This is a genomic window from Streptomyces sp. NPDC048291 (assembly GCF_043201715.1).
GTDB lineage: Bacteria > Actinomycetota > Actinomycetes > Streptomycetales > Streptomycetaceae > Streptomyces.
On record NZ_JBICZC010000003.1, the window covers coordinates 676,270 to 694,336 of the forward strand.

Genomic DNA, 18,067 nt, shown 5'->3' on the forward strand with positions numbered 1-18,067 from the left:
ATGGAGAGCGGGTGCTGTTGCTGGCTGGTCGCCCTGCCGGCGGTCGACGGCAGGCAGTACGTGTACCGGGTCCACGCCCCGGCCAACGCGCTGCTCGCGGACCTGTTCTGGGACGCCTGGCACTGCCACGACGAGAGCGCGCTCCCGCGCGCGTGGGACCTTTTCGACGCGGCGCTGATACGGCGGGTGGCCTGAGCGGCCGGGGCGCCCCCGGATCGGCACATTTCCTGACGGTTCATCAGTATTGAATGTTCGAGGCCCTGCGGCTACGTTCCGCGACACCGTAGCCCGACACGAAGGGGTGGCCCGATGGCCGAAGTCAGCGCGGAGGCACGCATCCAGGCACCGGCCGAGAAGGTGTGGGCACAGCTCACCGACTGGTCGGCGTACGGCGAGTGGAACGCGACCCACACCAACTTTCCCAAGGGCGGCCCCGAGACCCTGGCGGTGGGCGGCACCTTCCAGGAGAACATGAAGCTGATGGGCTTCCCGGCGGAGGTCGAGTGGACCATCGAGGAACTGGAGCCGGCCCGGGTGCTGGCGATCCGCGGCAAGGGCCCGATGGCGGTGACCGTCGCCACGCGCTACACGCTGACCCCGGACGGGGACGCGACCGGCGTGCGGATCGACGGCGAGTTCACGGGCGCGGCCGTGTCGCTGATGGCCGGCAAGCTCAAGGACTCGGCGACGGCGGCCCTCACCGAGTCGCTGCGCAAGCTGGGCGGCCTGGTGGCCTGAGCCGCCCGGCGGAGACGGAAACGCGCCCCGCGGATCACTCCGCGGGGCGCGCCGGTCTCATCCCGCACCCGAGGGTCAGTCCTCTTCGGCGAGGATGAGGTACAGCTTCTTGCGGGTCTCGTTGATGACGGCCAGCGCCTTCTCGCGCTGCTCCTTGCTGCCGGTCTTCCAGACCTGCCCGAAGGCCTCCATCAGACCGAAGCCGGCCTGGCGGATCTCGCTCAGGGCCTCGAAGTCCACCCCGCGGGAAGCCTCTTCCCAGGGGGCGTCGGGGCCCTCGTCGGCGGCGGTACGGCCGCTGTCGGTCAGGGAGAACAGCTTCTTGCCGCCCTCGCTCTCGCTGGCGATCAGGCCCTCGTCCTCCAGCAGCTGGAGCGTCGGGTAGACCGAGCCGGGGCTGGGCTTCCACGCGCCGCCGCTGCGCTCGGCGATCTCCTGGATCATCTCGTAACCGTGCATCGGGCGGTCCTTCAGCAGGGCCAGGATCGAGGCCCGTACGTCACCGCGCCGCGCCCTTCCCCTCGGGCCACCGCGTCCTCGCGGCCCCCAGTGGCCCGGTCCGAAACCCGGCCCGCCGGGACCGAAGCCGGGGCCACCCGGGCCGAAGGGCCCGAACGCCGCACGACGACCGTCACGTCCACCGAAGCCGCCTCGCCCGTGCGGGTGAGGGCCGGCCTGACCATGTCCACGCTCGAATCCGTGGGAACGCATAGCAATCACTCCATCCATCGTTGATCTGTCGCGTGTCTTTCGCGATGCCTCAACGATATATCGGAAGCGTTCGGATGACAAGCCCCTCCGGGCAGCCCAACAGGGACGTTGCATGACCATGCGGTCTCATGCATAATCTTCCTATGTCCAAGGTCCTCACCTCCCTTCCCGCCGGCGAGCGCGTCGGCATCGCCTTCTCCGGCGGGCTCGACACCTCGGTCGCGGTCGCGTGGATGCGCGACAAGGGCGCCGTCCCGTGCACCTACACCGCCGACATCGGCCAGTACGACGAGCCCGACATCGCCTCGGTGCCCGGCCGCGCACACACCTACGGCGCCGAGATCGCCCGCCTGGTGGACTGCCGGGCCGCGCTGGTCGAGGAGGGCCTCGCCGCGCTCACCTGCGGCGCGTTCCACATCCGCTCGGGCGGTCGGGCGTACTTCAACACCACCCCCCTGGGCCGTGCCGTCACCGGCACCCTCCTGGTCCGGGCGATGCTGGAGGACGACGTCCAGATCTGGGGCGACGGGTCGACCTTCAAGGGCAACGACATCGAGCGGTTCTACCGGTACGGGCTGCTCGCCAACCCGCACCTGCGGATCTACAAGCCCTGGCTGGACGCGGACTTCGTGACCGAGCTCGGCGGCCGCAAGGAGATGTCCGAGTGGCTGGTGGCCCACGGGCTGCCGTACCGGGACAGCACGGAGAAGGCGTACTCCACCGACGCCAACATCTGGGGCGCCACGCACGAGGCGAAGACCCTGGAGCACCTGGACAACGGCATCGAGACGGTCGAGCCGATCATGGGCGTGCGGTTCTGGGACCCCGAGGTCGAGATCCTGCCCGAGGACGTGACCATCGGCTTCGACCAGGGCCGGCCGGTGACCGTCAACGGCAAGGAGTTCGAGTCCGCCGTCGAACTGGTCATGGAGGCCAACGCGATCGGCGGCCGGCACGGGCTGGGCATGTCCGACCAGATCGAGAACCGGATCATCGAGGCGAAGAGCCGGGGCATCTACGAGGCGCCGGGCATGGCGCTGCTGCACGCGGCGTACGAGCGGCTGGTCAACGCGATCCACAACGAGGACACGGTCGCGCAGTACCACAACGAGGGCCGACGGCTCGGTCGGCTGATGTACGAGGGCCGGTGGCTGGACCCGCAGGCGCTGATGATCCGGGAGTCGCTGCAGCGGTGGGTCGGCGCGGCCGTCACCGGTGAGGTGACGCTGCGACTGCGGCGCGGCGAGGACTACTCGATCCTCGACACGACGGGTCCTGCGTTCAGCTACCACCCCGACAAGCTGTCGATGGAGCGCACCGAGGACGCGGCGTTCGGTCCGGTGGACCGGATCGGCCAGCTGACCATGCGCAACCTCGACATCGCCGACTCCCGCGCGAAGCTGGAGCAGTACGCGGGGCTGGGGCTGATCGGCTCCGCCAATCCCGCGATCGGGGCGGCGCAGGCGGCGGCGACCGGGCTGATCGGCAACATGCCGGAGGGCGGCGCCGAGGCGATCGCGTCCCGCGGGGAGGCCACGGCCGACGCGGACGAGCTGCTGGACCGGGCGGCAATGGAACTCGGCACGGACTGAGCGTTCCGCTCATGAGGGCCGACCTGGTGACGGGTCGGCCCTTTCGTCTTGCCGGGGGCACTGGAGCGCCGGCGCGCCGCGAGACGCCCGATCGGGGGCGGGTGCGACACCGCCGCGGATTCTCGCGCCCCTGACGGGGCACGCGCCGTCGCGGGCCGCCATTCGAGGGCCGGTGCGGCGCCATCGTGGGCCTTCGCGCAGTTCCCCGCGCCCCTGAACGGGGCACGCGCCGTCGTCGGCCGCCATCCAAGGACCGGTGCGGCGCCGTCGTGGGCTTTCGCGCAGTTCCCCGCGCCCCTGAATGGGCCGCCATTCGAGGGCCGGTGCGGCGCCGTCGTGTGTTCTCGCGCAGTTCCCCGCGCCCCTGGGGGGGCGCTGCGGGTGCGGCGCGTTTCCAACTTCCGTAGCTGCGGGCATGCGTGCCGCTGGGGGCGGCACGGGTGGGCGCGGCGGCACCCGGCCGGCGCCGGTGAGTGAGATCGGGGCGCGGCTGGGGGAAATCGGGCCAGGGCTCTGGGATTGGCCTTGGTCGGGTGCCGTGAGGAGGCCCTAGCGTCTGGGGCATGCGGATTCGAATTGTCGATGCCTTTGCGGAGCGGGCGTTCTCCGGGAACCCGGCCGGGGTCGTGCTGCTCGACTCCTTTCCTGACGACGGGTGGATGCAGAACGTCGCCATGGAGGTGAACCACGCCGAGACCGCGTTCGCGCACCCGCTGCCCGAGGGCGGGGACGCGGACTGGGCGCTGCGGTGGTTCACGCCGGTCACCGAGGTCGCGATGTGCGGGCATGCCACGCTGGCCACCGCGCACGTGCTGCACACCACGGGGGCGCACACCGGGCCCGTGCGGTTCGCCAGCCGGAGCGGCGTGCTGGTCGCGACGCCGGGCGGGGACGGGTCGGTCACCCTCGACTTCCCCACCGCCCCGCTCACCCGGGTCGACGTACCCGACGGAGTCGCCGACGCGCTCGGCGCCGAACCGGTCGCCGCTTTCGACACCGGGCCGAACGTCGGCGACCTGCTCCTCGAACTCGCCGACGAGAAGACCGTGCGCAGCCTCTCCCCCGACCACAAGGCCCTCACCGCGCACTCCGTGCGCGGGATCATCGCCACCGCCCCCGCCGAGGACCCTGCCAAGGGGTACGACTACGTCTCCCGCTGCTTCTTCCCGAACGTCGGGATCGACGAGGACCCGGTGACCGGCAGCGCCCACACCGCGCTCGCGCCGCACTGGGCCGGACGGCTCGGCAGGGACGATCTGACGGGGCTGCAGGCCTCCCGGCGCACCGGACTCGTCCGCACCTCGCTGCGCGGTGACCGCACCCTGCTCACCGGACGCGCCGTCACCGTCGTCGACGGCGAACTGCTCACGCCGTAGGCAGCCAGCCCACCTTCCCGGCGAGCAGCGCGTAACCGACGAACGCGCCGATGTCGAGGAGGCTGTGCGCCACCACCAGGGGACCCACCCGGCCCCACCGCCGGTACAGGTAGACGAAGACCACGCCCATCACCATGTTGCCGACGAAGCCGCCGATCCCCTGGTACAGGTGGTAGGAGCCGCGCAGGACCGAACTGGCCACCAGCGCCGTGCCGGCGGTCCAGCCCAACTGGTCGAGGCGGCGCAGCAGGTAGCCGACGACGATGACCTCTTCGAGGATCGCGTTCTGCATCGCGGAGAGGATCAGCACGGGGTACTTCCACCACACGTCGGGCAGCGCCTCCGGCACCACCGTGAGGTTGAAGCCGAGGCCGCGTGCGGCGAGGTAGAAGGCGATACCGGTGCTGCCGATCACCGCGGCGATCCCGGCACCGCGCCCGAGGTCGGGCCAGGGGCGGGTGCGGTCGAAGCCGAGCGTGCGCAGGCTCGCGCCCTCGCGCAGGAGGAGGTGGGCGACGAGCAGGACGGGGACGAGCGCCGTCGCGATGCCGAAGAGCTGCCAGGCCAGGTCCAGCCAGGGGCGGCCCGGCGCGGCCGACGCGTTGAGGGTCGCCGCCTGGTCCTTGAGGCCGCCCGGTTTGGTGACCGATCCGATGAAGCTGATCAGGGCGGACACGCCGCTCGCCCCGAGCGAAAGCCCCAGCACGAGCAGCGTCTCATCCCTGAACATGCGCCGCGAGGGCCGCTCCAGTGGATAAGCCCCGGCCACCTGATCCGCCGCCACCTGCACTCCTGCCTCCAGTCGGGCAAACCCGCCCCACGGCCACCTTCACCACGGGACACCACAGCTTGCCCGATCAACCGGAAGCAGACACGACCGACCCCCTTGAAGAACGAAGGCCCGCCACAGCGCCCCGCAGGGGGCGCGGGGCTGTATCCATGTGCGGCTCCGCCGCGCGGGCGCGACCAGCCCCGACCGCCGCACCCGACACCCCGCCGCACCCCCACGGCGCCCCGTCGGCCTCACCCCATCGGCACCGGATCCAATAACCCCACCGGCCACGTATGCACCGGATCCCCCTCGTTCATCAGCTCCGCATACCGCCGCGTCATCGCCGCCAGCGCCGCGTCCCTCGGCAGCCCCTGCTCCCGTGCCCGGTGGAACGTCGCCGCCTGCCAGGACGCCCCGTTGACCCGCCGGCGGCACCGCTCCTCGATCACGCCGAGGTAGAAGTCCCGGTCGGCGGGCTCCACACCCCACGCGTCCAGCCCCGCGTGGGCCAGCGGCAGCAGCTCGTCGCGGACCAGGGTGACCGCGTCCACCTCCGCCGTACCGCCGCCGTACCGCGCCCGCCTGGGCCAGACCAGGCGCGCGTCGATGCCGTGGCGGCACGCCGCGTCGAAGTTCGCCTCGGCCACGGCGAACGGCAGCCGTGTCCACACCGGGCGGGACTCCTCCGCGAGGGCGCGGACCAGGCCGTAGTAGAACGCCGCGTTGGCGACGACGTCGGTGACGGTGGGCCCGGCCGGCAGCACGCGGTTCTCGACGCGCAGGTGGGGGACGCCGTCGGCGATGCCGTAGACCGGCCGGTTCCAGCGGTACACCGTGCCGTTGTGCAGGACGAGCTCCGCGAGCTTCGGCACGCCGCCCGCGTCGAGGACGGCCAGCGGGTCCTCCTCGTCGCAGATCGGGAGGAGGGCCGGGAAGAAGCGCAGGTTCTCCTCGAACAGCTCGAAGGCCGAGCTGATCCAGCGTTCGCCGAACCAGGTGCGCGGCCGTACGCCCTGTGCCTGGAGCTCGGGCGGGCGGGTGTCGGTGGCCTGGAGGAACAGCGGGGGACGGGACTCCCGCCAGAGTTCGCGGCCGAAGAGGAACGGGGAGTTCGCGCCCACCGCGATCTGCGCGGCGACCGCCGCCTGCGCCGCGTTCCACACGTCGGCGAAGCGGGCCGGGGTGACCTGGAGATGCAGTTGCACGGAGGTGCAGGCGGCCTCCGGGACGATCGACTTCGACGTGCACACGAGGTGCTCGACGCCCTCGATGTCGAGCAGGAAGTCCTCGCCCCTGGCGGCCACGATCTGATCGTTGAGCAGGGTGTACCGGTCCACCTCGGAGAGGTTCGCGGAGACCAGGTCGTCCCGCTCCAGGGTGGGCAGGATGCCGGTCATCACGATCCCGGCGTCCACCTCGGCCGCCTTGCGGTCGGCGTATGCCAGGGAGGTGCGGAGTTCCTCGGCGAGCCGGTCGAAAACCCGGCCGTCGAGCCGGTGTGGGGCTATGTTCACTTCCAGGTTGAACATGGCGAGTTCTGTTTGGAAATCACGGCTCGCGATTCGTTCGAGAACCTGTCCGTTCAACATTCTCGGCATGCCGTCGGAACCCGCCAGATTCAATTCGATCTCGACGCCCATGAGGTTCCTGGGGCGGTCGAACCGCTTCTCCACCAGCAGCCGCTCCAGCCCCGTCAGGCAGTCCTGGAGCTTTTCGCGGTAGTGCCGGCGATCGGACAGGTCGAACCGGCCCGCCACGACCTTCTCCCCCATCGAAGCGTCCCTCCTCGAATGGGCGGGCCGGGCTTCCGGCCGCCGCGGTGTCCCGAGTCCAGGTGGGATGATGCCCAGCGGAGGCGATCGATAACGTCGCGCGCTCCACCGTCACCCGCTACTCTGTTGGAATGTGTCCCGCGGCACATTCACGAGGCATGACGCCGCACGCAACTTCGGGTTCCCCGTAACCCTCGTGAAAAACGCCGATGACATCCGGCCGACCGCATCGGCCTCGTAATCCGAGGTCAGCGGCGTTCCGACGGGCTGGAAAACGGGAGGATTCCGCACGAATCAACGGCCGAATTGCGCCTTGTTCTCTTCTGTGAGACATCCCGGTGAAACACCACTTGAACAGGCGTCGTATAAACTCCGCGAACAAGGCAGAAGGCTGGCGCCCACGGTCTGGTTCCTGCCGCCCGAATGACGCGCGGCAGGCAACGCCCGCACCTCTCGTCACCGAACCGGGCCCCCGCCTCTCTGACTTCCTGTGAGCTGACAGCGCCGTCCGCCCCTGCCCTCGCGCCGCCGCGCCTGTCGAATGAGAGGCGACCCACCATGCCGCTGCACGTCCCTCCTGCCCCCGCGCCCGCACTGCGTTCCGTTCTCACCGCCCTCGGTTCCCCCACCGCGGTCCGTGAGGCCCGGACCCCCTCCCTGCGCACCGCCCAGGGACCCGCGACCCCCGATCTCCCCCTTCCCGTGCACGTGATGGACCGGATCACCCCGGAGGGCGTGTCCGCCACCCGGCTGGCCGGCTGGCGCTTCCTGATCCGCTGCGGCGACCGGGCGGTGGCCGCGGCCGAGACGATGCTCACCCCGGACGGCTGGGCCTTCTCGCACTTCTTCGAGGGCCCCTACATCGCCTCCACCGAGCGCGCCCTGCACCAGGCCGAGGCGCTGCAACAGACGTACCAGCCGCGCCTGTTGTCCCTTCCGGGTCTCTACATGCTCGCCCTGTGGCTGCACGGCGACTGCACGGCGGACGGCGCCGAGGGGCACCCGGCCGCCACCGACCTGCTGGTGCCGCTGGCACCCGCCCCGCCCGGTATCGCCGCCCACCGGCCGCATCTGGTCGCCGAACTGCTCCCGGTGCTGACCCACCGGATCGCCCCGGCCCCCCTGCTCATCACGCCCGCCTGAGCCCGCCCGCACCGGTACCCCGCCACCGCCGGACAGGTGGCGGGGTACCGGTGCACCGTCCGGACTAGCCCCATCCGGCCATGCGAAACCATCCGAATCGGCAACCCTGTGCAAGTGAACCGTCCGCCCGGGTGACGCGTCTCCAACCTGTGAGAAGCGGTGCAGCGAAATCCCTGCGGAGCAACGCCAGGAAGGCAAGACTGGTTTCCGACCGTCACATCACCACGGGGGACGACATGACCACGACCGAGCGAGAGACCCTATCCATGTGCCAGCACCAGCCGCCGTGTCCGACAGCCGAATCCGCCGACCGGGAGTCCGCCCGCCTCATGGCGCACCACCCGGAGCAGGGGTGGAGCCTGCTGTGCAACGGCGTTCTCCTCTTCGAGGACACCGGTGAGCTCCTGCCCGACGGCCAGATCATCGCGCCGCACCGCCCGCTCGGTGCCGGCCGCGTGGTGACCGCCGCCTGACGGACCCACTCACAGACCCACGCACCACCCCGGGCGGCCCCGCCGCTCCGCCCGGTGACCAGCAGGGGCCGGCCGCACACACATGGTGCGCACCGGCCCCGACGTGCGTCCGGTGACGGTCACCCGGTGTAGCCGAGTGCTGTGCGCAGCGCGAAGTAGGCCGGTTTGGGGGCGAGTTGCTCGTCCCAGGGCAGGGCCGCGCCCTCGCCGGGGAAGAACGCCGGGATCCACGAATACCGGTCCGTGTAGTCCCAGACCGTGATCCCCACGCACCCGCGCACGGCGAGACACGCCTTGGTCAGATCGGCGTACCAGGTGGCCTGTTCGGCCAGCTTCTCGTCGGTGGCCGGCAGTTGCATCCGTACGTCCACCTCGGTGAGCGCGGTGTCCAGGCCGAGGCGGGAGAAGCGGCGGAGGTTCTCCTCCAGGGTGGTCGGATAGCCGTACTGGAGGGCGAGGTGGGCCTGGAGGCCGATGCCGTCCAGCGGCACGTGCTGCGCCGTCAGCTGCCGGGCGAGCGCGTAGTAGGCGTCGCTCTTCGCGCCGAGGCCCTCGATGTTGTAGTCGTTCAGGTAGAGCCTGGCGTGCGGGTCGGCCTGGTGGGCCCAGCGCAGCGCGTCCGCGATGTAGCCGGGGCCGAGCGTCTTGTACCAGAGGGTCTCGCGGTAGCTGCCGTCCTCGTTGAAGGCCTCGTTGACGACGTCCCAGGAGTAGACCTTGCCCCGGTAGTGGCGTACCTCGGTCTGGATGTGGTTCTTCAGGACCGCCCGCAGTTCGGTGGCCGTCCAGTCGCGTGAGGTGAGCCAGTCGGGCAGCTGGCTGTGCCAGACCAGGGTGTGGGCGCGGACCCGCTGGTGGTTCTTCCGGGCGAGGTTCACGATCTGGTCGCCGTTGGTCCAGTCGAAGACGCCCTGCTGGGGTTCGGTGGCGTACCACTTCATGCCGTTGCCGGGTGTGATCATGTCGAACTCGGTGCCGAGGAGCTTCGTGTAGGCGGTGTCGGTGAGTTCGGGGTTGTCGGTGGCGGAGCCGAAGTAGCGGCCGTGGCGCTGGGCCAGTTCGGCGAGGGTGGGCGGCCGGTCGTGGGCCTGGGCGGCGGGACCGCTGGCCACTCCCGCCGCCACGAGTACGGCCGCGAGGGCACCGGCGAGTCTGAGACGCGTGCGGGACATCGTGCGACTCCTGTCCGTGGAAGGGGTGTTCAGCCCTTGGTGGCGCCGGCGGTGAGGCCGCCGACCAGCTGGCGCTCGGCGACCGAGTAGAAGGCCAGGGCGGGGACCATGGCGAGGACCAGGTAGGCGAAGACCCGGGCGGTGTCGGTGGCGTACTGGCCCTGGAACTGCTGCACGCCGACCGGGATCGTCCACCACTTCGGGTCGGTGAAGACCAGCAGCGGCAGGAAGAAGTTGTTCCAGCTGGTGACGACCGCGAGCACGGAGACGGTGCCGAGCGCGGGCCGGGCCATGGGCAGCAGGATCCGCCAGAAGAAGGCGAACGGCCCGCAGCCGTCGAGGGTGGCCGCCTCCTCCAGTTCGCCCGGGATCTCCCGGAAGAAGCCGCGCAGGATGATGATGGTCATCGGCAGTCCGAACGCGGCCTGCGGAAGGATCACGCCCAGCGGGTTGTCCAGCAGGTCCATCGAGCGCAGCAGCAAAAAGAGGGGCAGGGCGGCCACCGCGAAGGGGAACATCAGGCCCATCGTGAACACGGTGAACAGCACTTCCCGCCCGCGGAACGCGAACCGCGCGAAGGAGAAGGCGGCGAGTGCCGAGACCGCGACCACGAGGACGGTGGTGGCGACGGCGATCAGCGTGCTGTTGCCGACCATCCGCCAGAACGCGCCGGAGCCGAGGATCCCGCCGTAGTTGGAGGTGATCCAGGACTCGGGCAGCCCGACCGGGTTGCCCGACAGCTCGCCGGTCGTCTTGAACCCGGAGAGCAGGGCGTACAGCAGGGGTACGACCATCAGGGCGCCGACCACCACGAGGACCAGGTGCAGCGGAAGGGTCCGTACGGTCTTGCGGCTGCCGTTCATGCGCCGTCCCCCCGCATGTTGGTGGTGGCGCCCGCCAGGTCGCGGCGGAGCACGAACCGCTGGTAGGCGAGGGCGAAGACGAGGCTGACGGCGAACATGGCGACGCTGATCGCGCTGGCGTAGCCGACCTGGTAGCGCTTGAAGCCGTACTGGAACATGGTCACGGCCATGGTCTCCGAGTGGTGGTCGGGGCCGCCCGCGGTGACCACCCACACCAGGTCGAAGAGCTGGATGGAGCCGATCACCGACAGGAAGACGCTGATCCGCAGGGTGGGTGCGAGCAGCGGCAGGGTGACGTGCCGGAAGCGCTGCCAGGGCGAGGCGCCGTCGACGGTCGCGGCCTCGGTCAACTCGGCCGGTATGGACTGGAGTCCGGCCAGGTAGAGCATCATGTGGAAGCCGAAGTACTTCCAGGTCATGACCAGGAAGAGGGTGGCCATGACGGTGGAGGGGTCGGCGAACCACTTCCCGCCGAGCGCGCCGAGGCCGATGTCGCTGAGCAGGTGGTCGGCGAGCCCGTCGCCCGGGGCGAAGATCATGCCGAACAGCACGCCGGTGATCGCCTCGGAGAGCACGTACGGCGCGAAGAACAGCATCCGGTAGACGGCCCGGCCGCGGATCCGCTGGTTGAGCAGGACCGCCATGGCCAGCGCGAAGGGCAGTTGCAGCGCCAGCGACAGCACGACCAGGAGTAGGCAGCGCCAGAGGTCTCCGAGGAAGACGTCGTCCTGGAAGAGCCGGGTGAAGTTGTCGGCGCCGGTGTAGTCGGAGGGCATGCCGAAGCCGCCCCAGCGGAAGAACGAGGCGTACAGCGCGAACAGGATCGGCAGCAGGACCAGGACGCCGAACAGGACCAGGGCGGGCAGCTGGAAGCCCATCGCGGTGAGCCAGTGCAGCAGCCGGCGCCGGGAGCGGGCCCGGCCCGGGTCCGGAAGCGGCCGGGGCGCGGTGTCCGGTCCCGGCCGGGTGCCGGGCAGATAGGTCGAGGTCATCGGGCGGCCTACTGCTCTTCCTTCGCGGTCTTGGTGATCGCCTGGGCGACGTCCTGGGGCGACTTGGACCCGGCTATCAGGCTGGCGACGCTGTCGTTGACCTGCTGGCCGACGGCGGGCGCGTACGCCTGGTCGAGGTAGAGCTGGAATCCGGTGGCGGCCTTCAACTGGGCCTGCACGAGCTTGAGGTTGGCGTCGCTCAGGGCGCTCTCGGCGGCGGGGACGACGGGGAGCACTGCGGTCTTCTTCACCAGTTCCGCGTCCGTCGTCTCGGAGGCGAAGAACTTCAGGAAGTCGAGGGCGGCCTGCGGGGCGTCGGCCCGCAGCGCGTGTCCGCCGCCGCCTCCGAACACCTCGGTGAGGGCGCCCTTGCCGCCCTCGACGGCCGGGAAGGGGAAGAAGCCGAGGTCGGCACCGATGCCCTTGCCCGCGTCGGCCTCGACGTTCGGGGCCCACTGGCCCATCAGCTCCATCGCGGCCTTGGCGTTGCCGACGGTGGCGGCCTGGCCGGTCGGGGTGGAGTAGGCGGCGCCCAGGAACCCCTTCTGGAAGGGCTGGAGGTCGACGAGGTCCTTCAGGTGCTGTCCGGCCTCGACGAACCCGGCGCCGGTGAAGTCCTTGTCGTCGTCGGCCTTCTTGAGGGCGTCGATGCCGGCGGTGCGCATCGCGAGGTACGCCCAGTAGTACATGCCGGTCCAGCTCTCCTTGCCGGCCAGGGCGAGCGGGGTGACACCGGCGGCCTTCAGCTTCCTCACGGCGTCGAGGAAGCCGCTCCAGGTGGTCGGGGGCGTGCTGATCCCGGCCTTCTTGAAGAGCGCCTTGTTGTACCAGAACCCGACCATGCCGATGTCGAAGGGGATGCCGTACGTCTTGTTGTCGAGGATGTACGGCTGCTTGGCCACCGGGAGCAGACCGTCGGCCCAGGACTTGGTGGGGTCGGTGAGGTCCTTGACGAGTCCGGCGTCGACCTGCTGCTGGAGGACGCCGCCGCCCCAGGTGTGGAAGATGTCGGGGAGCTTCCCGGAGGCGGTCAGCGCCGTCATCTTCGTTTTGTAGGCGTCGTTCTCCAGCTGGACGATCTTTATCTTGACCTTGGGGTTCTGCGCCTCGAACTTCTTGGCGAGGGCCGCCCAGACGCCCTTCGCCGGGTTGGTCGTGGAGATGTTCCACCACTCGACGGTGGTGGTTCCCCCCGACGTCCCCGAGTCCGAGCCGCCGCAGCCGCTGAGGGCGGTCATGCCCAGACCGACGGCCGCGCCGGCCGCCAGGAAACCGCGACGGGACAGTGCCGGGTCGCCCATGATGCGCTCCTTGGGGTACGGGACGACCGACGCCGTCCTGGTTCGTGATGCTCTGGGGCCGCCGTTTTCGAAACATTCGGTGTTTTCATCGAACGTTCCGAACGGCGACTCTAGAAAGGCGCATCAGGAGCGTCAAGGTGTCGCGCATCAGCTCATCGGCGTGTACGCGAACCAGTCGAAGGCGGCCCGCCCCTCGGTGACGTACATGCCGATGACCCGGCCGGTGAAGCCGCCCGCCACCTCGGTGGAGAGATAACGGCCGTCGAGTTCGGCCAGTCGGACGACACCTTCGGACGTTTCGATCGAAAGGGTCACGGCGTCGGGCCCGCCGGGGCGGACACCGGACCCGTGGTCCTGCCCCGGTGCGGTGCCGGTGGGCGCCGGCACCCGGGTCGTGCGGATCTCCACGACGAGGGTCGACGGACCTGCCGGCACCGGGGTTTCGGCGATCCGCTGCCGTACCGGCCCGATCCGCACGACCGCGCTCGCCACTCCCCCGCTCACTTCGAGGTCGTAGTGGTGGGCCTCGTCGATACGGACCGTCAGGCCCGCGCGCCCCGGGCCCGGTTCGAGGAGCGCGGCGGCCCGGCAGTCGGCGTGCTGCTGGCGGCGGCCGACGAAGGTGTGCCCGGCGCGGTCGAGGCTGTCCCCGGTGGCCGTGAGCGTCAGCCGTCCGGGGCGCTCGGTCAGCGACCAGGACCCGTCCGGCCGGCTGCGCGGGGAGATCCAGTGCGGCGCGAGGGCGGGGGCGGTGAAGTCGTCGCGGGCGGGCGGCTGTTCGACCGGGTGCCAGGCGGCCGGGGCCTCGTGCCGCTCCCGCACCGGGCCCATGCGCGGCCAGCCGTCCGCCCACTCCACCGGGGCCAGGAAGGTCTCCCGGCCGAGGACGTGGAACTCGGGGAACCAGCCGCGCGGCCGGGTGCCGAGCAGCACCGCCCACCACCTGCCGTCGGCGGCCCGGACCAGGTCGGCGTGGCCGGTGCACTGGATCTGCTCCCGGGTGCCCCGGTGCGAGACCAGCGGATTGCCGGGCGCCGGCTCCCAGGGGCCGCGCGGCGAGCGGGCGCGGGCCACGGACACCCCGTGCCCGAGCGCGGTGCCGCCCTCGGCGACCAGCAGGTACCACCACTCCCCGACCCGGTACAGGTGCGGTGCCTCCGGGTCCCGCAGCCCCGTCCCGGACCACATCGGCAGCGGCCCCTCCAGCACCTTCCCGGTCCGGGTGTCGATCCTGGCCACCGCGACCCCGGCCACGGCGCACCAGCAGTCGCCGTTCTCGTCCCAGGCGAGGTCGGGGTCGATGCCGGGGACGTCGATCCGCACCGGGTCGGACCAGGGCCCCTCGGGCCGCTCGGCGGTGACGAGGAGGTTGCCGCCGGCGCTCACGTTGGTCGTGACGACGTGGAAGAGCCCGTCGTGGTACCGGATCGTCGGGGCGTACACCCCGCCCGAGGCCGGGGTGTCGTCGGGGAGGCTCAACTGCTCCGGCCGGTCGAGGACGTTGCCGAGCTGCCGCCAGTGCACCAGGTCCCGGCTGTGGAAGAGCGGGACGCCGGGGAAGTACTCGAAGCTGGAACAGACGAGGTAGTAGTCGTCCCCGACCCGGCACACGCTCGGGTCGGGATGAAAGCCGGGGATGACCGGGTTGCCGTAGGTCCGCATGTGTGTGCCCCTCCCCTGGCCGCGCCGAAAGTTTCGGCGCGGTCGGCGAACATTACGGGGCGCACTGTAGGAGCCCGCTCAAGGGGCCGACAAGGCGGCCGTCAGAGCTTCAGCCGGTACGGCAGCATGCACACCACGACGTCGGTGCGGGCCCGCAGCACGGTGGCGAGGAGCAGGCCGCGCTGGTTCTGCAGGATCTCGTAGCGCCGGTGCCGGGGTTCCACCTCGGGGATGAGCACGGCCACCTGGCGGCCGTCCGACGCCGCCCGCTGCACGTAGTCGACGACCGGCTGCACCAGCGAGCGGTGCGGGCTGTCGACGATGTCGAGGCGCACGCCCGGGTTCCAGTGCGCCCAGGCCTCCTCCAGCGCCCGGGACCTGGCCTGGTCGGCGTGCACCGCGACCGCGACCACCTCGTCGCCGAGGGCGAGGGCGGCCCCGAGGGCGTGCCGGGCGAGCTTGCTGACCTCGCCGATCGGCACGATCACCAGGCTGGCGGTGCGCCGGGCCGGCGGCTCCGGGATCCGGCCGAGGCCCAGTTCCTCGCCCACCTCGGTGTAGTAGCGCTGGATGCGGGCGAACAGCAGCATCATCAGCGGTACGGCGATCACGACCACCCAGGCGCCGGAGAGGAACTTGGTGAACAGCAGGATGACCCCGGCGAGGGTGGTGAGCACGGCGCCGGTGCCGTTGATCAGCGCGCGGCGCTTCCAGCCGGCCGGGCGCTGGGTCGCCCAGTGCCGGACCAGGCCGGTCTGGCTGAGGGTGAAGCCGATGAAGACGCCGATGGCGAAGAGCGGGAGCAGCCGGTGGGTGTCGGCGTCGGTGGCCACCAGGAGCAGGGCGGCCAGCAGCGCCAGAGCCACCACGCCGTAGCGGTAGACCGGGCGTTCGGCGCGCAGGCCGAACAGGTGGGGCAGCCGGTGGTCGCGGGCGAGCAGGCTCATCAGTACCGGCAGCCCGCCGAAGCTGGTGTTGGCGGCGAGGCCCAGGACGAGGGTGACGATCAGGTTGGTGGCGTAGTAGGGCCAGCCGGTGCCGTAGGCGCCCGCGGTGAGCTGGGCGAGGACGGTGACCCCGCCGCGCGGGGCGACATGGTCGCGGTGGATCAGGACGGCCAGGCCGATCAGCATGATCCCGAGGAGCGCGCCGAGCATGAGTTCGGTGCGCTGGGCGCGCTTGACGCTGGGGGTGCGGAAGGTCGGTACGGCGTTGGCGATGGCCTCGACTCCGGTCAGGGCCGAGCAGCCGGACGAGAACGCCTTGAGGATCAGCAGCGCGCTCAGCGCCTCGGTCGCGTGCACGGACCGGCCGGTGCCGACGACGGCGACCGGGTGCGCGCGCAGCAGGCCGAGCAGGATCACACCGAGGATCGCGACGATGAACAGCAGGGTGGGCAGCATCAGCACCCGGGCGCTCTCGGTGACGCCCCGCAGGTTCACCACCGTCAGCAGGGCCAGGCCGACCAGGCAGACGAGCAGCTTGTCGTGGGCGAGGGCCGGAAACGCCGAGGCGAGCGCGTCGGCACCGGCGGCGAGGCTGACCGCGACGGTGAGGACGTAGTCGACGACCAGGCTGGCGGCGGCCAGCAGGCTCGCCGTGGCGCCGAGGTCGGTCTTGGCGACGGCGTAGGCGCCACCGCCGTCCGGGTGAACGGCGATGACCTGCCCGTACGAGACGACGAGCGCCGCGAGCAGGAAGGTGATCGCGAGGGTGATGGGCAGGGTGGCGGTGAGCGCCCCGGTACCGGCGACCACGAGGGCCAGCACGATCGCCTCGGGGCCGTACGCCACCGAGCTGAGCGCGTCCAGGGAGAGCGCGGCCAGGCCTTCCAGGCTGGTCAGGCGGTGCTTGTCGCCCTCGCCCGGGCGTAACGGAACCCTCGGTCTCAGTTCACGGCGTGCCAGGCCATACGCCATCGGTACCTCATCACGGCCGGTGGGACGGTCGGCAACAGTGTCCTCCGCGCCGTGTCCGCGCGCCCGTGGGCGGGCCCGGGCGGACGGCCGGTGTGAGTGCCGTTTCCGTGCCGGGACTTGGAGCACCTCCGGGCGAGGGCCGGGCCGCCGCTCGCCCGAAGGTGGGCCGGGGAACGGGCGGGGTCAGAGCCCGACGTCGCGGCGGCGGATGTCGTCCAGGGACTCGCGCCGGACCAGCAGCCGGGCGTGGCCGTCGCGGACGGCGGTGACCGGTGGGCGGCCGACCAGGTTGTGGCCGGACGCCATGGAGAGGTGGTAGGCGCCGGCCACCGGGACCGCGAGCAGGTCGCCGGGGCGCAGGTCGGAGGGGAGTTCGACGTCGGCGGCCAGGACGTCGCCCGCCTCGCAGTGCCGGCCGACGACGGTCACCGGGGCGGCGGGCGCGGCGCTCGCCCGGCCGACGAGCCGGGGCGCGTACCGGACGCCGTAGAGCGCCGGCCGCGGGTTGTCGCTCATGCCGCCGTCGACGGCGACGAAGGTGTGGTCGCCGGTCTTCTTGACGGCGAGGACGCGGTACACGGCGATCCCGGCCGGACCCGCGACGGCCCGCCCCGGCTCGATGATCAGGCGGGGCACCGGCAGCCCGGCCGCCGCGCACGCGTCCGTCAGCTCGGCGCGCACCTTGCGGGCCAGAGCGGTGAGGTCGAGGGCCTCCTCGCCGGGCCGGTAGGCGATGCCGTGGCCGCCGCCCAGGTCCAGCTCGGGCAGGACCAGACCGTGCTGTTCGTACAGCCGGGCCATGAGCCCGACCACCCGGCGCACGGCGGCGAGGTACGGCTTGACGCTGGTGATCTGGGAGCCCAGATGGCAGTGCAGGCCGGTGAGTTCGAGCTGCGGCTGGTCCAGTATCCGGGCGATGGCGTGCTGGGCGTAGCCGTCGATGGGGGCACCTCCCGCTCGAGCGAAGCCGAGAGTGGGGGAGGAGAGGCCGAACTTCTGGTCGTCGGTGCCGGTGCGGATCTTCTCGTGGCCGCCCGCGCTGATCCCGGGCACCACCCGGACCATGACCTTCTGGTGGCCGTCGGGTCCGACGGCGGCGGCGAGCCGGGCGATCTCGGAGGGGCTGTCGATGACGATCCGTCCGACGCCCAGCCGCAGCGCGGTCTCCAGGTCGCGCGGCGACTTGGCGTTGCCGTGCAGCACGATCCGCTCCAGCGGGAACCCGGTGGTGACCGCCAGTTCCAGCTCGCCGGCCGAGCAGACGTCCAGGCCGAGGCCTTCCTCCTCGGTCCAGTGGACCATCGCCCGGCACAGGAACGCCTTGGCGGCGTAGAGGACTTCGGCGTCGGGGAAGGCGTGCCGGTAGGTGCGGCAGCGCTCGCGGACCTCGTTCTCGTCCAGGACGTAGACGGGGGTGCCGAACCGGTCGGCGACCTCGGCAAGCGGGACCCCGCCGACGGCGAGGTCGCCGGGCCGGGGCTCGGTGGTGGAGGCGGGCCACACCGACAGATCGGCGGGCGTGGTGGTGACGACGGGTTCGTGCAGGGTGGTCATCAACCGCTCCCCTCTCAGACGAATCAG

Annotated in this window: 16 protein-coding genes; 6 read left to right on the forward strand and 10 right to left on the reverse strand. The window is 71.3% G+C overall.

The genetic code is table 11. From position 1 onward, the window contains the following. Both ACGF5O_RS10550 and ACGF5O_RS10555 read left to right on the forward strand, forming a co-directional pair. Nucleotides 1-195 carry a hypothetical protein gene (locus ACGF5O_RS10550; RefSeq protein WP_393809513.1) on the forward strand — a complete coding sequence of 65 codons (195 nt, stop codon included), beginning with the start codon at nt 1-3 and terminating at the stop codon, nt 193-195. Nucleotides 196-309: 114 nt separating this feature from the next. Next, the gene (locus ACGF5O_RS10555) at nt 310-738 is read left to right on the forward strand and encodes an SRPBCC family protein (RefSeq protein WP_393809514.1); all 429 of its coding nucleotides are present in this window, start codon (nt 310-312) and stop codon (nt 736-738) included. Nucleotides 739-813: 75 nt separating this feature from the next. Here the strand turns inward: ACGF5O_RS10555 and ACGF5O_RS10560 are convergent, their stop codons facing one another. After that, a complete protein-coding gene (locus ACGF5O_RS10560) occupies nt 814-1,449 on the reverse strand; it encodes a PadR family transcriptional regulator (RefSeq protein WP_393809515.1) in 636 nt (211 codons plus the stop codon). 143 nt (nt 1,450-1,592) lie between these two features. Here ACGF5O_RS10560 and argG point away from each other — a divergent pair, with 143 nt between their 5' ends. Both argG and ACGF5O_RS10570 read left to right on the forward strand, forming a co-directional pair. Beyond that, entirely contained in the window at nt 1,593-3,041 is a 1,449-nt protein-coding gene (gene argG / locus ACGF5O_RS10565; protein WP_393809516.1) for an argininosuccinate synthase, read from the forward strand. 563 nt (nt 3,042-3,604) lie between these two features. Beyond that, complete coding sequence (locus ACGF5O_RS10570; protein ID WP_393809517.1) at nt 3,605-4,417, forward strand: PhzF family phenazine biosynthesis protein; 813 nt, start codon at nt 3,605-3,607, stop codon at nt 4,415-4,417. Here the strand turns inward: ACGF5O_RS10570 and ACGF5O_RS10575 are convergent. Beyond that, complete coding sequence (locus tag ACGF5O_RS10575) at nt 4,407-5,147, reverse strand: CPBP family intramembrane glutamic endopeptidase (protein WP_393809577.1); 741 nt, start codon at nt 5,145-5,147, stop codon at nt 4,407-4,409. The two genes, ACGF5O_RS10570 and ACGF5O_RS10575, sit on opposite strands and share 11 nt — an antisense overlap. Nucleotides 5,148-5,440: 293 nt before the next feature. Beyond that, nucleotides 5,441-6,961 (reverse strand): glutamate--cysteine ligase, encoded by a 1,521-nt coding sequence (locus tag ACGF5O_RS10580; RefSeq protein WP_393809518.1) that lies wholly within the window; start codon nt 6,959-6,961, stop codon nt 5,441-5,443. A gap of 558 nt (nt 6,962-7,519) precedes the next feature. Here ACGF5O_RS10580 and ACGF5O_RS10585 point away from each other — a divergent pair. Beyond that, nucleotides 7,520-8,104 carry a hypothetical protein gene (locus ACGF5O_RS10585; protein ID WP_393809519.1) on the forward strand — a complete coding sequence of 195 codons (585 nt, stop codon included), beginning with the start codon at nt 7,520-7,522 and terminating at the stop codon, nt 8,102-8,104. 266 nt (nt 8,105-8,370) lie between these two features. Continuing rightward, on the forward strand, nt 8,371-8,577 hold the full coding sequence (locus ACGF5O_RS10590; protein WP_181807334.1) for a DUF5999 family protein: 207 nt from the start codon (nt 8,371-8,373) through the stop codon (nt 8,575-8,577). Nucleotides 8,578-8,696: 119 nt separating this feature from the next. Here ACGF5O_RS10590 and ACGF5O_RS10595 read toward each other — a convergent pair whose 3' ends face one another. The 7 genes from ACGF5O_RS10595 to lysA form a co-directional block, all read right to left on the reverse strand. After that, complete coding sequence (locus ACGF5O_RS10595; RefSeq protein WP_393809520.1) at nt 8,697-9,749, reverse strand: endo-1,4-beta-xylanase; 1,053 nt, start codon at nt 9,747-9,749, stop codon at nt 8,697-8,699. 29 nt (nt 9,750-9,778) lie between these two features. After that, a complete protein-coding gene (locus tag ACGF5O_RS10600) occupies nt 9,779-10,612 on the reverse strand; it encodes a carbohydrate ABC transporter permease (protein ID WP_393809521.1) in 834 nt (277 codons plus the stop codon). Continuing rightward, on the reverse strand, nt 10,609-11,604 hold the full coding sequence (locus ACGF5O_RS10605; protein WP_393809522.1) for a carbohydrate ABC transporter permease: 996 nt from the start codon (nt 11,602-11,604) through the stop codon (nt 10,609-10,611). The genes ACGF5O_RS10600 and ACGF5O_RS10605 overlap by 4 nt, the downstream gene beginning before the upstream one ends. An 8-nt stretch (nt 11,605-11,612) precedes the next feature. Then, on the reverse strand, nt 11,613-12,905 hold the full coding sequence (locus ACGF5O_RS10610; RefSeq protein ID WP_393809523.1) for an extracellular solute-binding protein: 1,293 nt from the start codon (nt 12,903-12,905) through the stop codon (nt 11,613-11,615). Between the two features lie 147 nt (nt 12,906-13,052). Then, on the reverse strand, nt 13,053-14,567 hold the full coding sequence (locus ACGF5O_RS10615) for a glycoside hydrolase family 43 protein (protein WP_393809524.1): 1,515 nt from the start codon (nt 14,565-14,567) through the stop codon (nt 13,053-13,055). Nucleotides 14,568-14,668: 101 nt separating this feature from the next. Next, entirely contained in the window at nt 14,669-16,486 is a 1,818-nt protein-coding gene (locus ACGF5O_RS10620) for an APC family permease (RefSeq protein WP_393809525.1), read from the reverse strand. 183 nt (nt 16,487-16,669) lie between these two features. After that, nucleotides 16,670-18,040 carry a diaminopimelate decarboxylase gene (gene lysA, locus ACGF5O_RS10625; RefSeq protein WP_393809526.1) on the reverse strand — a complete coding sequence of 457 codons (1,371 nt, stop codon included), beginning with the start codon at nt 18,038-18,040 and terminating at the stop codon, nt 16,670-16,672. Nucleotides 18,041-18,067: the final 27 nt, after the last annotated feature.

Excerpts from the sequence above, each read along its gene's own strand:
- ACGF5O_RS10550 (WP_393809513.1), top strand. The coding sequence starts at position 1 with ATGGAGAGCGGGTGCTGTTGCTGGCTGGTCGCCCTGCCGGCGGTCGAC.
- ACGF5O_RS10555 (WP_393809514.1), top strand. The coding sequence starts at position 310 with ATGGCCGAAGTCAGCGCGGAGGCACGCATCCAGGCACCGGCCGAGAAG.
- ACGF5O_RS10560 (WP_393809515.1), bottom strand. The coding sequence starts at position 1,449 with ATGCGTTCCCACGGATTCGAGCGTGGACATGGTCAGGCCGGCCCTCAC.
- argG (WP_393809516.1), top strand. The coding sequence starts at position 1,593 with ATGTCCAAGGTCCTCACCTCCCTTCCCGCCGGCGAGCGCGTCGGCATC.
- ACGF5O_RS10570 (WP_393809517.1), top strand. The coding sequence starts at position 3,605 with ATGCGGATTCGAATTGTCGATGCCTTTGCGGAGCGGGCGTTCTCCGGG.
- ACGF5O_RS10575 (WP_393809577.1), bottom strand. The coding sequence starts at position 5,147 with ATGTTCAGGGATGAGACGCTGCTCGTGCTGGGGCTTTCGCTCGGGGCG.
- ACGF5O_RS10580 (WP_393809518.1), bottom strand. The coding sequence starts at position 6,961 with ATGGGGGAGAAGGTCGTGGCGGGCCGGTTCGACCTGTCCGATCGCCGG.
- ACGF5O_RS10585 (WP_393809519.1), top strand. The coding sequence starts at position 7,520 with ATGCCGCTGCACGTCCCTCCTGCCCCCGCGCCCGCACTGCGTTCCGTT.
- ACGF5O_RS10590 (WP_181807334.1), top strand. The coding sequence starts at position 8,371 with ATGTGCCAGCACCAGCCGCCGTGTCCGACAGCCGAATCCGCCGACCGG.
- ACGF5O_RS10595 (WP_393809520.1), bottom strand. The coding sequence starts at position 9,749 with ATGTCCCGCACGCGTCTCAGACTCGCCGGTGCCCTCGCGGCCGTACTC.
- ACGF5O_RS10600 (WP_393809521.1), bottom strand. The coding sequence starts at position 10,612 with ATGAACGGCAGCCGCAAGACCGTACGGACCCTTCCGCTGCACCTGGTC.
- ACGF5O_RS10605 (WP_393809522.1), bottom strand. The coding sequence starts at position 11,604 with ATGACCTCGACCTATCTGCCCGGCACCCGGCCGGGACCGGACACCGCG.
- ACGF5O_RS10610 (WP_393809523.1), bottom strand. The coding sequence starts at position 12,905 with ATGGGCGACCCGGCACTGTCCCGTCGCGGTTTCCTGGCGGCCGGCGCG.
- ACGF5O_RS10615 (WP_393809524.1), bottom strand. The coding sequence starts at position 14,567 with ATGCGGACCTACGGCAACCCGGTCATCCCCGGCTTTCATCCCGACCCG.
- ACGF5O_RS10620 (WP_393809525.1), bottom strand. The coding sequence starts at position 16,486 with ATGGCGTATGGCCTGGCACGCCGTGAACTGAGACCGAGGGTTCCGTTA.
- lysA (WP_393809526.1), bottom strand. The coding sequence starts at position 18,040 with ATGACCACCCTGCACGAACCCGTCGTCACCACCACGCCCGCCGATCTG.